Here is a 16,218-nt window from a genome sequence, read left to right as displayed (position 1 = left end):
AAAAAAGCGGTGGCGAAAGAAATTACCGAAAGTATTGCCAGAAATACCGGCGCTGATGCTAATTCGATATATGTCATTTTCGAGGAAGTCGCTCAAGCTGATTGGGCTATCGGCGGAAATTTGTCCGAAGATCATAAGTGACAGGTTAGATTATTAATTAAACTGGATTCCTACTCTTTTGCTTTACTGGCACTATTTCGGCATGGCAGGTTGGATTGAAAAATGAAAGCCAACAATTTTAATCATTCGATTGTTGGGTTTCACAAGCTCTACCAAACCTACATTTTTAATATATAGGGCCAAGCCCTATTGTGTTGCATTTCAATAGGCTTTGGCCCTTTGTTCTAACAAACATTTTTAGCCACCAAACTTTTCATTTTCGCCAATATTCGGCGTGGTGTGTTTGATATTGGCTTTGGCAAATTCATAAAGCTGAAAGGCTTTGCTCTCCTTGGCCATCCAGTGTTCACCCATTTCCACCTTGATTTCCAGTAATGCGACGTCGGGATCGTCTTTACCTTCGGGAAACCAGGCTGCAATGAACGGATTCCAATATTTCTCTATCAGCGCCGGATTATCTGTGATTTGAGCCGTGCCTGAGAGTGAGACATACACGCCCTTTTCCTGCTCCGAAAACGTCAGACAGACATCATGGTCCTGGTCAGTTTCAGAGACTTTTTCGGCACTGCGACGAGTGTAGAACCAAAGGGTGCCATCATACGCTTCCTGCACAAGATGCATTGGTCTGGCACGTGGCATATCGCCATCAAGGGTGACCAACATGCCGACTTTGATGTCTTTTATCATTTCCCAAATTTTTTGTTTATGCTCTGGACTAGACATAAAATTAATCTCCTATAACTCATTAAGCAAATTAGAGTATTAAATCTACGGAATTGAATATAACAATAATCAGTCTTAACTTACTGAGGATTAAACACTTAAATAACCTGAAAACAGAAAATTATTAATCAATATTATGCTTAATTAATAAATAGCCCGGAATGATACCGGGCTATTAAAAAGCGCTAGATATAAAAAACACCTATAGGTATGAATTAAACATTCATCCAACCGGCACTTTTCGCCTCTTCCCATTCAGTTTGATCAATTGAACCGTTATTATTTCCATCGTAGTGGCTATAAAGCCCTTGGTGGAACTCATCTTCAGATAATTGGCCATCGCCATCTTCATCCCATGATTCATAAATCAAATTATAGTTATCATGTCTGCTCCATTCGTCTTCGCTTAACTGGTTATCATCATTAAGGTCCCATTCTTCGAAGACACCACTTTCGCTTACTCGATCAATAAACTCATTTTTGTCCAAGCTTTCGTTAACATTCGTGTCTGCATCATCTGGAGTGCATGCTAAAAGGCTGAAACTGCCAAGTGCAAATATAACGGCTATGGCGAGTTTGTTTTTTCTGAAAAGAAATGTATTTGAGTTAATAAATTTCATATGATATCTCCTATCGATTTATTTAGGACTGGAAAGGTGAAATATTTATAAGATTGATCAGAAAATTCTTAGCATTCGAATTTAATCAAAGCTATTAATAGCGACATTAACTTCACCCTAACATTCATCGGCTACCATTACCAATCCCCTGAAATAATCTCAGAATATAAATGAATCGGTATTATTTAAGTTAATGGATAGAATCAGGCTCTACAAAACCGAATATTAATCAACCCAACTACACGCGATATTCATAGCCATAATGTCCGTAAATCGCATCACGAAAAGTTTCATCGGCCATATCGGGCCAGTTATCCTGATCAAAACCGGGCGCATTATCCAATTTATCTTTGTCTACATTTAATACGAGACACTCTTCTTCTGTGTCGACAGCAATAGCTTGCGGTGGAATGGCAAACAACTTGTTACCCATACCTAAAATACCGCCGAAAGATATGACATAGTATTGGACCTGACCACGTTCTGTATTAATCATGATGTCTTTGACATGACCCAGATCTTCGCCTTTGGCATTTTTAACCTTGTCGCCTTCAATTGAGGATGCCGATAAAACGATATTGTTAAATTTCATGGTGATTCTCCGTTGGGTTAAATTAATGGGTTTCATGTAATCTGTTTTTATAAACTCACGTGCTGTAGTTGTTTATTACAGCCCCTGAGAGGCGGTGGCTTTATTCAATGCATCAATCAGCCATGACTCGGCATATTCCAAGGCTAGTGCATAATCAAACCTGGCCCCTTCTTCCATAAGTTTGCGAAGCTCAACTTGAATATCTTCCTTAGCAGGACTGTCTTTTTTCAGTGCTGCTAAGTAGGCAAATGAAGCGGCAAGCTCTTCTGGGGATTGAGATTCTGTCCCTCCGTTGTCAATAATCTGAACAACTTCTTCAATAGATTTTGCTTGTTTAAGCGCTTCGGGAATCATAAATGTCTCCTTTCTGTTACAAACGCATCTCTTCAGATGAAAATAGGTAAATGAATTTAAAAATGCTCATCAGGGTTCCTGATATCCCATGGGGATAAAGCTCAACTCCCCCTGTGCTGGATCAGATGTGAAATAAAAACCGACCCGCTGTTTTGATTCGGGAGCGAGATAACTCACCTGGCTCGTAGAACGTTGAATGTGTCCATTGGCACTGATCAATCGTCCTTCCAGGTGCAAATCGGAGGCCGTTTTGTCACCACTGTTTTTGACATCAACGAGTACCAGATACTGGTGTTCTAATGCTTCAATATTGACGACACTGAAATGAATACTGGGTGATTGGTCAGTATTGGTGAACGCAGACCACACCAAGTAGATCACCGTAAAGCAAATCAACAGAAACCCCATCAAGCTGACGAGTTTTTCCCACAATGGCGTATTTGATAGGTTATGTTTCATTCCATTTCATGCCTCACTGTCAGTTTCAGATAATCAGCCTAGCTGCGGCCGCACCAATACCTGCCGGAAACAACATCACAATCGTATTGGAAACTATCTGAGGAAAAGCCAGCCCATCGGTGCGTCCGAAGACCCATAACATCAAAATGCTGACCATAAAAGCCACGGCAAATGCGGTACAGCTATAAGATAAAGTCACACTTAATTTCGTCTTTTTAGTGGAGGTTGAACCTGAAGAGAAACTGCCAGCCTCACTAAAAATATACATAATCACTAAGGTGGTAATAAAAAGCGCAAGCTGATGCCAAGACGTCATTTGGATGGCGATGAGTTGGATTTCTTCTGTCGGAGCGACATTAAAAGCGAGATAAATAGCACCAATAGCGAGCACGGCCAGATGATCGATACCACCTCTTTCGGCTGAGCTATCATGCTCACCACTGCCAATTTCACTTCTCGCCAGTAAAGCCCCAAAACTCGCCGGTATGGCTTGTAGCATGACTATCTGGTAATTAATCTCGATGAAATTATTCCACGTGATGGTATTAAAGAGGAATAACGCCATAGCCGAGATAACAAAGCCAAATGCATAAGCAACAAAGACGTCAATAATATTATCGAGCCATTGCCGACTTTCCCTAAAGCCAATGACACTCGAGACACTAATCAGAACGGGTAGACTTATCAGTACTAAAACCAACAAACGTAGTGGATGAATGTAAAACCCCATCCACCACATTTCCATTGTCATCATCAATGGCAAACCAAACACGAAAGCACCCCCAACCGCTCTACCCACCCCAATCCATTGGGATTGACGAGGTGATTTTTCAGTGGGAGAAGTTGGAGGCACTTTAAATGTCACTTATTTTGGGCGTTCGGTTTAACGTCCGTGTTGATCTTTTAATTGTTTTGCCATTTGCAAATGCTCACGCAAGGTCGGCAGCTTTTCACGGGCAAAAGCCTGAATGGCACTGTTGTCTGAATGACTTGCACGTTCAAACAGCTCAATAGTTTGCTCATGCGCGTTGATTTGGTTTTCAATATAGGCTTCGTCAAATGATTCGCCATCTCTGATACTCAACATCATTGCTTTAGCCTTATCCATTAGCTTCGCATCATCGGCGACTTCCAGATCTTGTTGTCTGGCAATATCTTTTAGCTCCTTATTCGCTTTTGTATGATCCTGGATCATACGATTAGCAAACTCGTGAATATTCTGGGTACCTTCATCTAAAGCCATTCTTGCGGTTTCGATCTCAGCAATTCCTTTAGCAGACGCTGTATCAATAAAGTCTTCAACATCAATTGGATCTCTATTCATATCTTCCTCCAGGTTTTGATTAGGTTTATTGGCTGCGTTTTCTGCGGCCTCCGCCGTGATTTCATCTTCTGTTTGGGCTGCTGCCTGATTTTCAGCCGCTTGGATCTGTGCTGCTGTCAATCCCAAAGCCGCTAATATTGCAACGTTAAGTAGTTTGTTTTTCATATCAATTCTCCTTTTCAATTGAATTTCTGGCCCATATCTAAATTGCTTATTAGCGTATTTTCCAAAGTGAAAAATACTTCGCAGGGTCTAAGATAAAACTGCATAAATTTTAGAATTAACCCGCTTGGAAACAAGAAAATAAGGTTAATGAAGTTGATCAACGCAATATGAATGCCAATAGCTTATTGGCTGATTTAAGCTGGTGACTTTTCGGGAGAATAAAAAAGATAAATATGAGGTTAATTAGGCTTTTACCGCTAACAATGAATTTTCATCACGTCTTTTTCCGAAAGCTAACCGAGAAGCTATATCACCTTTAAACACGCAAAAAAGTGAAATAAAATTCAGAGATATATGAATTTTTTACAACCATAACACTCCAAGTTTTCAGCTATAAAATCATATTGCCTGTTTGAGCTGACGGCCTTTCAAGTTCACGTTCAAAGACGTTACAATCAAACAATATTTCACATCCTGCTGTCCTACGCAGGGACTTCGCTATAAATCAATCCGAAAAATACATCATTCTCTAGGAATACTATGGAAAACAAAATCTTATCGACTGGCGCAAAGGCGCTTGAAGTAAATCTTGATGTCATCCGTTACGGTTCCTTCGCTGAAATTGGTGCTGGTCAGGAAGTAGTTCGCTGGTTTTTCCGTGTTGGTGGCGCTGCGGGAACGATTGCCAAAAGTATCTCGGCTTATGATATGAAAGTCAGTGACGATATTTATGGCAAAGCTTCACGGTATGTGTCTCGTGAACGACTGGAAGACATGCTGGATCATGAATATAACTTAATTGTGGAATGCTTAAGTGAGCAACGTGGTGATAACACGGCCTTTTTTGCCTTTGCCGATACAGTTTCCGCCCGCAACTATCAAGGCACAAATGAATGTCATGGTTGGTTGGGTATTCGTTTTCAGACGGAACCTCATGCAGCACACAGTGAAATCATTATTCATGTCCGTATGCTGGATCATGAAAACGCATTACAGCAGGAAGCACTTGGCATTCTGGGCGTGAATCTGGTGTACGGTGCATTTCATCTGAGCCACAATCCCGACTTATTAGTGAAATCACTGCTGGATAATCTGACCACCGATCGTATTGAAGTCGATATGATCGATTTTCATGGGGATGCCTTCCTGCATGTGGATAACCGTGTTATCAGTTTGAGGCTGGTGCAGCTGGGCTTGAGCGATGCGGCAATGTTTTCAGCTGATGGCCGTGTGCTGCAACCCTCAGAGCACTTACGTAAGAAAAACGTATTAGTCGAAAGAGGCCGATTCCGCCCGGTTACCCACGTCAATATTGATATGCTCAATGCGGCGAGAAAACAGTTTGAAGCTGAAGATGATTCCACACCGGAAGAAACGATCTCCATTATGGAAATCACCATGCATAACCTTCTCGATGGCAATAACAGCATCGATCTTGAAGATTTTATCAGTCGTGCAGATGTGTTGGAGGCCACGGGCCATACCGTGATGATTTCAGATTATCCCGAGTATTATCGTCTGGCAACCTATCTATCGCGTTATACCAACCGACGTATCGGTCTGACCATGGGCGCACACAGTTTGATCGAACTTTTCCATGATCATTATTACCAGTCGTTACATGGCGGCATTCTGGAAGGCTTTGGCCGGTTGTTCAAGAATAACGTCAAGCTTTATATCTATCCTTTTAAAGATGCAGCAACCAATACCCTTTACAAGGTCGATAACCTGAATGTCGATGCCAAACAGAAATTGCTCTATGACTATTTAAAAGCAGGCGATCACATTCAGCAGATTGAAGCTTTCAATGAAGAATATCTGCACATTTTTTCACCAGATGTGCTGAAAATGATTACCAGTAATGAAACTGGCTGGGAGAAATTGGTGCCGGATGTAGTGGCAGAGAAAATCAAAGCGCAGCAGTTGTTTGGTTATAAACCTGCAGCTGCGTTGGAAAAACAATAGTTGGGGTTTGGTTTGGTTGGGTTAAGTATGAACCCCAATCTTCACTCAATCACGGGATGATGGTTGGTTTTATAACTTCGGTCCAACACGCCTCTGCAAATATAATGTTTACAACGTTTTGCTGCTGGTCAAGTTCGCTGCTCATTCGCCAAACCATTTTGAACAGTAATTTCTTTGGTCAACCATTAAGCTTGCGTGCTATGAGAAGGTCGTATTGGACTTCAACAGACCGGACATAAGTACTAGAAAACTATCCACCGCTTTGCGCGATGCAGCCTGTGGATCATCAGTATTTGCGATCCACAAAGATGCTCCGAGTAATGCTCCATTAATCAGACGGGCCATGGCGAGGGAATCGACTCTTTGTATTGCGCCCTCTTCCATCAACTTTTCAATGCTTAGCTGTGTACTGCTGATACAACAGTTTTTACGTGGCCACTGCGATGGATCCCCCAGCACAGCAGGTCCATCCAGTAAAATGATTCGCTGAATCTCCGGCTCACTTGCCATATTGAGATAAGCAATGGAACCATTGATAAAGGCATCCCAGGTGGTTGGACCTTTCGACTTTATCGCTGACAGCCGTGTGGTCATTTCTTCTTCAATTTGTTGGATGACGGCTTTCAGCAAGCCTTTTTTTCCGCCGAAATGATGGTATAACGCGCCTCGAGTCAAACCGGCTTCTGCTGTGAGATCATCCATGCAACTTTCCGCGAATCCATGTTGAGCAAAAGATTCTCTGGCAGATTTAATCAGCTTTGCCTGGGTTTCGGCAATCATATCTTCACGTTTTTGCGCCATTATTTTCTCCAATTCTTTACATACGTAGTGCATGTGAGTTGACATACAATACGTATGCGAAATACTATACAACACATACGTCACGTATGAGTAAGTAATTCCGCACGATCGTTAAGGCAATTATACATACGTTACTTACGCCATCTGACATACGAAACGTATGTAAAGTTGCTGAGACAAAAATTGATTGGAAAACACTATTTCCAAACAGAAACTTAAGGAGAACCACAGGATGAGTACAAAAAACACCCTCAGAATATTTTTGTTAGGAAGCATCGCAGCGATGGTGCTGTCCGCATGTGGTCATCCGGAAGCAGCTAATCAGTCCGAAGCGCCTCCAGCCCCCGAAGTCAGTGTGGCGATGGTAGTAAGTGAGCGAATTACCGAATGGGATGAATTCACTGGACGCTTACAGGCACCTGAAACCGTGAATCTCACCCCACGTGTCTCCGGTTACATTGAAAAAGTACACTTTACTGAAGGCGCATTGGTCAACAAGGGAGATTTGCTGGTAGAGCTTGATCCAAAGCCTTTTGCAGCTGAAGTGGCCAGACTTAAAGCAGAGTTACAAAGTGCACAAAGTGCCCTGGTATTGGCTGAAAATGAATATAACCGAGCCGAAAAACTCAGTAGTGCACGGGCCATTTCAGATGAACTGCTGGATACACGTTTAGCACGCAAACAACAAACTGCGGCAAGTGTTGCATCGGTAAAGGCAGCCTTGCAACGTGCTGAACTGGATTTAAGTTATACCCGAATCACCGCTCCTATCAGTGGCAGGGTCTCGTATGCCCAAATAACCGCAGGTAATTATGTGAACGCGGGCCAAAGCCAGTTAACCAGCTTAGTCTCAACAGACAAAATGTACGCCTATTTTGATGTAGATGAACAAAGCTACCTGAAATACCTGCGTCTGACAGAAGCCGGTAAACGTGCGGATACCCGTGATGCCCAGGCAAACCCTGTGTATATGGCGTTGGCCGATGACAGCCGTTATCAGCACATCGGTAATATTGATTTTGTCGACAATAGCGTAAATCAGCAGACCGGTTCCATCCGTATTCGCGCCAGTTTTGCCAACCAGGACAATCGGCTTTTACCTGGCTTGTTTGCCCGGATCAAACTGGTCGGCAGCGATTCTTATCAAGGCATTCTGATTGATGAAAAAGCCATAGGCACTGATCTTAACAACAAGTACGTCCTGGTGGTGAATGATGATAATCAACTGGAGTATCGCCCCGTAATCTTGGGTGAAAAGGTCAACGGCCTGCGGATTGTGCGTGAGGGCTTAACGGCAACAGACAAAATTGTTGTTAACGGCTTACAACGTGTTATGCCGAATATACAGATCCAACCCAAGCTGGTGGATATGGCGACCAAAGATCAATTAGCCACCCTTCGCAACGATCAAAAGTTGCTGGATAACACCCATACCGCACTGACTGCAGAAGCAGACAGCGCGGCAGACAAAGGTTAAGGACAACGTCATGTTTTCACAATTTTTTATCAAAAGACCTATTTTTGCTGCTGTTATTTCATTGTTATTTTTAATCACAGGAGCCATTGCCGTCTGGCAACTACCAATTACTGAATATCCTGAAGTGGTGCCCCCCACTGTCGTTGTGACAGCCAATTATCCGGGAGCCAACCCAAAAGTAATTGCTGAAACGGTGGCCTCGCCACTGGAGCAGGAAATCAACGGTGTGGAAGACATGCTTTATATGTCTTCCCAATCCACTTCGGATGGTCGAATGACACTGACCGTCACCTTTGCCATCGGCTCGGATGTCGATTTGGCCCAGACCCAGGTGCAGGCTCGCGTCGATCGTGCAATGCCACGGTTACCAGAGGAAGTCCAACGCCTGGGCGTGGTCACCGAAAAGTCATCCCCTGATTTAACCATGGTGGTGCATTTAAGTTCACCTGACGATCGTTATGACATGCTGTATTTGTCTAACTATGCGCTGTTGAACGTCAAGGATGAGCTGGCGCGAATTAATGGGGTGGGAACCGTTCAACTGTTCGGGGCCGGTGATTACAGTATGCGGATCTGGCTGGATCCTAATAAGGTAGCCGCCCTGGGTTTGTCCCCTTCACAAATTACTGCTGCAATCCGCGAACAGAATCAGCAGGCAGCCGCCGGAAGCCTGGGCGCTCAGCCCAGTGCCGAAGCTGAGTTTCAGTTGCTGATCAATGTTAAAGGACGTTTATCTACCGTTGAAGAGTTTGGCAATATTATTATCAAGGTTGGCGACAACGGTGAAATCAGCTACTTAAAAGATGTCGCGCGTATTGAGTTGGGTGCATCAACCTACGCACTACGTTCTTTGTTAAACAATAAAGATGCTGTCGCAATCCCAATTTTTCAGGCATCCGGCTCCAATGCCATTCAAATCTCTGATGATGTTCGGGCAAAAATGGCGGAGCTATCAGAAAGCTTTCCTGAGGGTTTGGCTTACGACATTGTCTACGATCCCACCGTGTTTGTTCGTGGATCGATTGAGGCGGTGATAAAAACGTTGCTTGAAGCATTAGTGCTTGTAGTACTGGTGGTTGTGTTGTTTTTACAAACCTGGCGTGCCTCAATTATTCCTTTGGTGGCTGTACCGGTGTCATTAATCGGGACTTTTGCCTTTATGCATCTGCTGGGCTTTTCACTGAATGCCCTCTCCCTGTTTGGTTTAGTCTTAGCGATCGGTATCGTTGTGGATGATGCCATTGTGGTTGTTGAGAACGTGGAACGGAATATCCGCGAAGGCCTAACGCCGATTCTGGCGACACAAAAAGCCATGAAAGAAGTGACCGGACCGATTGTCGCGACCACCTTGGTACTGGCAGCTGTATTTATTCCGACCGCCTTTATGTCAGGTCTAACCGGTCAATTTTATAAACAGTTTGCCCTGACCATCACGATTTCGACCTTTATCTCGGCCATTAACTCGTTAACGTTGAGTCCTGCCCTCTCCGCCCTTCTGTTAAAAGGCCACGGCGAGAAAAAAGACTTATTAACACGTGTCATGGATAAGCTGTTAGGCGGCTGGTTATTTAATCCTTTTAATCGCTTTTTTACTCGTTTATCGAGTGGCTACGGCTGGCTTGTTAAGAAGGTTATCCGTTTTGGGGCACTGGTTGGAATCATGTATGTTGCCCTGCTTGGGTTAACGGGTCTGCAGTTTGCGACCACACCCTCTGGTTATGTGCCAAGTCAGGATAAACAATATCTGGTGGCGTTTGCGCAGTTGCCGGATGCAGCGTCATTAGAACGAACAGATGCAGTGATTAAAGAAATGTCACGAATTGCGCTTGAACAGCCTGGTGTTATCAGTTCAGTCGCGTTTCCGGGATTGAATATTAACGGTTTTACCAACAGTCCGAACTCCGGCATTGTGTTTACCACTCTGACTGATTTCAAAGAACGCACTGATCCGTCCATGTCAGCTGATGCCATTGCAGCCGCACTCAATCAGAAGTTTGCCGGTATTGAAGATGCCTTTATCGCCATCTTTCCGCCACCACCTGTGCAGGGATTGGGCACGATTGGTGGTTTTAGACTGCAAATACAAGATCGTGCAAATCATGGTTACGAAGCGTTATATAACGTCACCATGCAGGTCATGCAAAAAGCCTGGGCTACACCCGAGTTGACCGGCATCTTTTCCAGTTATCAGGTCAATGTGCCACAGCTGGATCTGGACATCGATCGTACCAAAGCCAAACAGCAAAACGTGGCGCTGGATGAGATATTTCAAACGCTACAGGCATACATGGGATCGGTGTATGTTAACGACTTTAATCAGTTTGGCCGTACCTACCAGGTGAATATGCAGGCTGACGAGCAATTCCGTCAGAGTGCATCGCAAATCAGCCAGTTAAAGGTACGTAATGGCGATGGTGAGATGGTTCCACTGGGCTCCTTTATCAACGTTACTGACACAGCGGGTCCTGACAGAGTCATGCATTACAACGGCTTTACAACAGCCGAAATCAATGGCGGTCCAGCACCAGGATATAGCACTGGTGAGGCTCAGGCGGCTATAGAAAAAATATTAGCTGACACCTTGCCAAATGGAATGACCTACGAATGGACTGAGTTGACCTACCAGCAGATTCTGGCTGGTAATGCCGGGATGTTTATCTATCCGCTGGTCATCATGCTGGTGTTTATGGTGCTGGCCGCACAATACGAAAGTTTGAGCTTACCGCTGGCCATTATCCTGATCATTCCGATGACATTGTTATCAGCGCTGAGCGGTGTCTTAATCTACGGCGGCGATAACAATATCCTCACTCAGATAGGCTTGATCGTGCTCGTCGGGCTCGCCACCAAAAATGCCATATTGATAGTCGAGTTTGCCAAAGAACTGCAAGACCATGGCATGAGTGCCATGGAAGCCATTTTGGAAGCAGGACGCCTCCGGTTACGACCAATATTAATGACCTCTATTGCCTTCATTATGGGTGTGGTGCCTATGGTGTTTTCAACCGGGGCCGGTGCTGAAATGCGTCAGGCCATGGGGGTGGCGGTATTCTCCGGCATGATCGGTGTCACCTTCTTTGGTTTAATCCTGACACCATTGTTTTATTACATGCTCGCCAAACGTGGTGATAAAAAAATACAGGCGACTTTTGTTGAGGCAACAGATAAAAAGGAAACTACCCATGCATAACACCCTAAAACTGACAACCATTTGCGTATTGGTTATGTCTCTGAGTGCCTGTGTCGTGGGACCTGATTATCGCCCTCCTGCAAAAGTGGCAGATATTAATGTAAGCCAGACTTACCAGCAGGCCGAGTTAGCACAAAGCTGGTGGCAAGCCTTTGATGATGAATCATTGAACCGGTTGATTAAACGCGCCCTGGACGAAAACCGTACGTTGGCTCAGGCCAGTGCCAATGTGGAACGGGCTTATGCGGTATTTCGAGATACAAAAAATGACATTTTACCCAAAGGTACGCTCGATGCGGAGTATCAGGCCAGTGAAAACGCTACGCTGCAGTCTGATAATAATGTCATTACTCGAGGTTATAGTGCCGGCGCGAACCTAAGCTGGGATGTCGACTTGTTTGGTAAATTACGCCGCGCCACTGAAGCAGCTGAAGCCCAGGCTCAGCAGGCAGATATTCTCTGGCATGATGCTCAAGTCCAGTTAATCAGTCAGGTGGCAACCAGCTATGGCGAATATCGTGGTGCGCAATTACGCTTACAAGTTGCAGAGCAAAATGTGCAAAATCTTCAGCAAAGTCGTGCCATCGTTATGGCCAGGCTGGAGGCTGGCATGGCCTCCGAGCTTGAACTGGCACAAATCGATGTGCAATTGCATCAAGAGCAAGCCGCAATACCCGCTTATCGTGTAACCCTGTTAACGGCTGACGCCACTTTGTCTGCTTTGTTAGCACAGCGACCCGGTCAGCTAGGACTTGATGATGCGCCGCATCTCCCACAATTAAAACAGCCGGTTGCGGTAGTTGAAGGAGAAAACTACTTACGTTATCGAGCTGATGTAGCGAGCAGCGAGCGTTTATTAGCAGCCCGAATGGCAGAAATTGGTGTGGCTACTGCCGATTTATATCCCAATATCTCAGTACGCGGTTTTTTAGGTTTTTTATCGGGTCCAGGCTTATCACTGGGTAGCGATACCAAAAGCTGGTCTGTTGCCCCAAGTTTAAGCTGGCAAGCGGCCGATTTAGGCTCAGTGAAAGCACGTATCCGTCAGGCTGAAGCCAGTTCAGAAATGGCTCTCGCCCAATTTGAACAGGAAGTATTTGATGCCATCAATGAAATGCAACTGGCACTGAATAGTTACAACCTTAGCCGTGAGCAACAACTAAGCACCCAACGACAGTGGGAGGCCAGCCATAAAGCGGTGAACATCGCCCGTGAGCGGTATGATGCAGGCACCGGGGAGTTTCTCGATCTGCTCGACTCTGAACGTGAATTGCTGCGAAGCCGTGATCAGCTGGCGCAACTGCAGCAGCAGAGTTTTATCCGTTTAGTCGATATTTATCGCAGTTTTGGTGGTGGAATCAAGTTAATTTAATATTCCCTGAAGCGGAAAGCCGGACACCTGTCCGGCTTTGTTTTATTAAATTCTCGCTTACCTGCATCAAAACCTCTTCAAATTGACCTGACTTCCGACGTATTGATTTTGCGTCTTAACGCTTTAAAGGTATGCTCTTGTCACTCAATAAATTTGTATGCAAGGAAATCCATCTCCATGAAAAAATGTGTCTGGCTGACTGCCTTTATCCTGTCAATTGCTCTCACCGGTTGTGGTTATGATGAGTTTCAGGGCAGATTTATCGATGCTGAGGGCAATACCAGTTATGAGTTTCAACCTGATGGAACGCTTGAAATCACAGAAGGTGAGGAAATCACTACTGCGGAATATGAATACAATAGTCGGCGGCAAATCATCAAATTGAGTGCTGATCAGGCGTTACCGACCACAATACTCAACGTTAAAGATGATGGAAATCTAGCGTCTGACGAAATAACTCTGACTCGTGGGGTTGATTATGCAATGCTGACAGACACCACTTGGATTGGCCATCAGGGGCAATACACATTTGCTTTAACCTTCAGTATGACGGAACAAGGTCTGGAAACAGTTTCTGAGCTGGTCAGCTATAACGATGAAGATAAAACCTACACCTCTCAGATCGATGACAGTATCACGCGTCTTGACGGGAACATGTTGTTACTCGATCTCACCCCCTATATTGTTTCTGAGGTGTCCCGGGAGAGTTTCAAGATCAGTATTGGTGAGAACAGCATGGTGCTTGAAAAGCATCCCAAAGGCTCTGCAATCGATTATCGTGAAGGCTATCAAGTTGAGGAAGCGCTCTGATTAGCATTGAAATACAAACACTAGACTGATTCTAAATGGATTTGTCTCTAGTATTCCAGGCACTGCCAGGCTTTTAACCTGACAAATTCAAACCCGTTAGTTTTACTTAAAAATGTTTACACCATAAAAAAAGCCTGAGTTAACAATAACTCAGGCTTTTCGTGACATGGCAGTTAAGGGGTTAATCTTCTACCAAAACTTATTGCATAACTGATGGGACGAGCTAACAGAATAGGATCCTCTGTTGGACTGATACCTTCCGGAATCGCCAGAGGGTTAAACATATTGGCTTTTTCGAAACTGGCGCCATCCGTCTTAATCTCGGTAAGTGTGAGTGTTCCAAGCTGTACCACTGCCCTTTCTTTCGGCCAGACGACCGTAGGATCAGTAATGGCATCGCCCGCTTCAGCAATTTGCAAGGCAATGTTGAATTTGGCTTCACCATCATCCTTTAACCTGGCTGGCAGTTCTTCTAATAAATAATCTTTCGCTGCAGCTGCCCGCTCTTCATCTGACAGATACTTCGGGCCATCTACAGGGGTAATAAGATAACGGCCATAAACCGTTTTGCCCTGCTCATTTTCAAATTCAAAGGCATTTATGCCATGAAACTTTTCCGTGGTATAACTCACTGGCGCAGGCTTGGGTAATTGTACAAAGCTTAGTGTTTCAGGATGTTTCTCCAAAAAAGCTTCTATTGGTGTTGGTTTGGTTTGTGCATTGGCAGAATCTTTAATTGCGGTTAATAACTCCAGAAACTCCTCCGGCGTCTTCACCGGGAATTTTTCTACTGAAATCACCACAATATCGGTATATTCTTCTTCGGGTAGCATAAATCTGATTGCCATACCTTTAGGAAAGCCATCGGGGCTGGAATCCGCAATATCAGGAACACCGCTCGCATTGGAAAACCTTACAACGACATCGGTTGTCGGCATATTGAAGTGGGGAGCATAGGTCACATCGGAGGCCTCTTTTGAGGCTTCAAAATAACCTGAAGCCACAATGCCTTTAGCGTGATTGGAGCGAATACCAGGATGAGGGCCTCCGGCAAGTTCCGAGAGCTTATCAACCAACCGTTCGGTCACTGGCAGTTCATCGGCACTCAACGTACAAGACGACATAATGCCGAGTAACAAACCGATATTCATAATTATTTTTTTCATATGACTTTCCTTGTAAATAAATTAACTACAACTGTTATGGTGAGTGGTACAGCTATATTTCAGCAGGTAATTATTAAAATTTTACGATGCTGTTACGCTTTTATGTTCAATTTCAATTCCTTGAAGGCCATTAAATTAAACACTGAGGAATAGTAATCTGGATTTACCCATAACAGCATCATAATTTGGCAACATTGTTAAGCATACAAACACCGTTAATCAGCCCTCTGAAAACGGGTGAGTCGTTGTACAATAGACGATATCTTTCTATCTAAACTTCAAGGGAGCTTTCATGAAGATTCAAAGCCATTTTGCCGATCTTGATACACCGACCGGTGTGATGCGTACTTACATTCACCGTCCAGTAGGCGAAGGCAGCTATCCAGTCGTTTTGTTTTATTCTGAAATTTTTCAACAAACCGGCCCGATAGAAAGAGCAGCCAGATTAATGGCCAGCCATGGATATGCGGTATTAGTACCAGAGGTGTTTCATGAGCTGAACCCTATAGGTACTGTATTGGGCTATGACGATGCCGGTCGTGATAAAGGCAATGCCGATAAAGAAAACAAAGATGTGCAGGGCTATGACACCGATAACGAAGCATTAATCAGGTTTGCCAAGCAACAATCCTGGTGCAATGGTCAGTTTGGTGCCATGGGATATTGTATCGGGGGACATCTGGCATTTCGTGCGGCGTTGCAACCAGAAGTCAAAGGGACTGCCTGCTTCTATGCCACAGATTTACATATTCAAAAGATCCCAAACAAACCGGGCCAGCACAGCATGGAACGTCTGGACGATATCAAAGGCGAATTATTGATGATTTGGGGCAAACAGGATAACCATGTTCCATCAGAAGGTCGCACGCTGATTTACAGCAAATTGAATGCAACTGACATCCCGTTTACCTGGCATGAATTTAATGCTGAACATGCTTTTATGCGGGATGAAGGTGATGGTGGTCGTTATGACGCACAAACCGCACAGATTGGTTACCAACTGGCATTAAACCTGTTCAGCCGTACTTTGCGTTAGACAAAAAACCGGAAGGGGCTTTATTGCTGCTTCCGGTTTTTTTT

At 44.4% G+C, this 16,218-nt stretch carries 16 protein-coding genes; 7 read left to right on the top strand and 9 right to left on the bottom strand.

The window, feature by feature from the left end:
* Positions 1-9: 9 nt before the first annotated feature.
* A complete protein-coding gene (locus LGT40_RS16535; RefSeq protein ID WP_226343145.1) occupies positions 10-141 on the top strand; it encodes a tautomerase family protein in 132 nt (43 codons plus the stop codon).
* A 216-nt stretch (positions 142-357) separates the two neighbouring features.
* Here the strand turns inward: LGT40_RS16535 and LGT40_RS02030 are convergent, their stop codons facing one another.
* The 7 genes from LGT40_RS02030 to LGT40_RS02000 all read right to left on the bottom strand — a co-directional run bounded on the left by LGT40_RS02030 (position 358) and on the right by LGT40_RS02000 (position 4,357).
* On the bottom strand, positions 358-843 hold the full coding sequence (locus LGT40_RS02030; protein ID WP_226071260.1) for a pyridoxamine 5'-phosphate oxidase family protein: 486 nt from the start codon (positions 841-843) through the stop codon (positions 358-360).
* Positions 844-1,058: 215 nt separating this feature from the next.
* Positions 1,059-1,463 carry an EF-hand domain-containing protein gene (locus LGT40_RS02025; protein ID WP_226071262.1) on the bottom strand — a complete coding sequence of 135 codons (405 nt, stop codon included), beginning with the start codon at positions 1,461-1,463 and terminating at the stop codon, positions 1,059-1,061.
* Positions 1,464-1,701: 238 nt separating this feature from the next.
* Positions 1,702-2,055, bottom strand: coding sequence for a PRC-barrel domain-containing protein (locus tag LGT40_RS02020; protein WP_226071263.1), 354 nt, complete (start codon positions 2,053-2,055; stop codon positions 1,702-1,704).
* Between the two features lie 75 nt (positions 2,056-2,130).
* Positions 2,131-2,409 carry a hypothetical protein gene (locus LGT40_RS02015; RefSeq protein ID WP_226071264.1) on the bottom strand — a complete coding sequence of 93 codons (279 nt, stop codon included), beginning with the start codon at positions 2,407-2,409 and terminating at the stop codon, positions 2,131-2,133.
* A 69-nt stretch (positions 2,410-2,478) separates the two neighbouring features.
* Positions 2,479-2,868, bottom strand: a complete 390-nt coding sequence (locus LGT40_RS02010; protein WP_226071265.1) for a hypothetical protein — start codon at positions 2,866-2,868, stop codon at positions 2,479-2,481.
* Positions 2,869-2,893: 25 nt separating this feature from the next.
* A complete protein-coding gene (locus LGT40_RS02005) occupies positions 2,894-3,721 on the bottom strand; it encodes a TIGR02587 family membrane protein (protein WP_226071266.1) in 828 nt (275 codons plus the stop codon).
* A 30-nt stretch (positions 3,722-3,751) separates the two neighbouring features.
* Positions 3,752-4,357, bottom strand: a complete 606-nt coding sequence (locus tag LGT40_RS02000; protein WP_226071267.1) for a DUF4142 domain-containing protein — start codon at positions 4,355-4,357, stop codon at positions 3,752-3,754.
* Between the two features lie 540 nt (positions 4,358-4,897).
* Between LGT40_RS02000 and LGT40_RS01995 the strand changes: the two genes are divergently transcribed.
* Entirely contained in the window at positions 4,898-6,322 is a 1,425-nt protein-coding gene (locus LGT40_RS01995) for a TonB-dependent receptor (protein WP_226071268.1), read from the top strand.
* A 198-nt stretch (positions 6,323-6,520) separates the two neighbouring features.
* Here the strand turns inward: LGT40_RS01995 and LGT40_RS01990 are convergent, their stop codons facing one another.
* Positions 6,521-7,123 carry a TetR/AcrR family transcriptional regulator gene (locus LGT40_RS01990; RefSeq protein ID WP_226071270.1) on the bottom strand — a complete coding sequence of 201 codons (603 nt, stop codon included), beginning with the start codon at positions 7,121-7,123 and terminating at the stop codon, positions 6,521-6,523.
* Positions 7,124-7,355: 232 nt separating this feature from the next.
* Between LGT40_RS01990 and LGT40_RS01985 the strand changes: the two genes are divergently transcribed.
* From LGT40_RS01985 to LGT40_RS01970, 4 genes are all read left to right on the top strand, one after another.
* Positions 7,356-8,600, top strand: a complete 1,245-nt coding sequence (locus LGT40_RS01985; protein ID WP_226071272.1) for an efflux RND transporter periplasmic adaptor subunit — start codon at positions 7,356-7,358, stop codon at positions 8,598-8,600.
* A 10-nt stretch (positions 8,601-8,610) separates the two neighbouring features.
* Positions 8,611-11,790 (top strand): efflux RND transporter permease subunit, encoded by a 3,180-nt coding sequence (locus LGT40_RS01980; RefSeq protein ID WP_226071274.1) that lies wholly within the window; start codon positions 8,611-8,613, stop codon positions 11,788-11,790.
* Positions 11,783-13,162: an efflux transporter outer membrane subunit gene (locus tag LGT40_RS01975; RefSeq protein WP_226071276.1), complete on the top strand. Its 1,380-nt coding sequence runs from the start codon at positions 11,783-11,785 to the stop codon at positions 13,160-13,162. Before LGT40_RS01980 ends, LGT40_RS01975 begins: the two co-directional genes overlap by 8 nt.
* Before the next feature lie 177 nt (positions 13,163-13,339).
* The gene (locus LGT40_RS01970) at positions 13,340-13,972 is read left to right on the top strand and encodes a DUF4923 family protein (protein ID WP_226071278.1); all 633 of its coding nucleotides are present in this window, start codon (positions 13,340-13,342) and stop codon (positions 13,970-13,972) included.
* A 173-nt stretch (positions 13,973-14,145) separates the two neighbouring features.
* Here LGT40_RS01970 and LGT40_RS01965 read toward each other — a convergent pair whose 3' ends face one another.
* Positions 14,146-15,138 carry a catalase family peroxidase gene (locus tag LGT40_RS01965; protein ID WP_226071280.1) on the bottom strand — a complete coding sequence of 331 codons (993 nt, stop codon included), beginning with the start codon at positions 15,136-15,138 and terminating at the stop codon, positions 14,146-14,148.
* 292 nt (positions 15,139-15,430) lie between these two features.
* On the opposite strand from LGT40_RS01965, the gene LGT40_RS01960 reads away from it, so the two are divergent.
* Positions 15,431-16,174 carry a dienelactone hydrolase family protein gene (locus tag LGT40_RS01960; protein ID WP_226071282.1) on the top strand — a complete coding sequence of 248 codons (744 nt, stop codon included), beginning with the start codon at positions 15,431-15,433 and terminating at the stop codon, positions 16,172-16,174.
* Positions 16,175-16,218: the final 44 nt, after the last annotated feature.

The organism is Methylophaga pinxianii, from assembly GCF_020447225.1.
Lineage (GTDB): Bacteria > Pseudomonadota > Gammaproteobacteria > Nitrosococcales > Methylophagaceae > Methylophaga > Methylophaga pinxianii.
The sequence above is the reverse complement of the archived record's forward strand: the minus strand, read 5'-3'. Positions and strand labels throughout refer to the sequence as shown.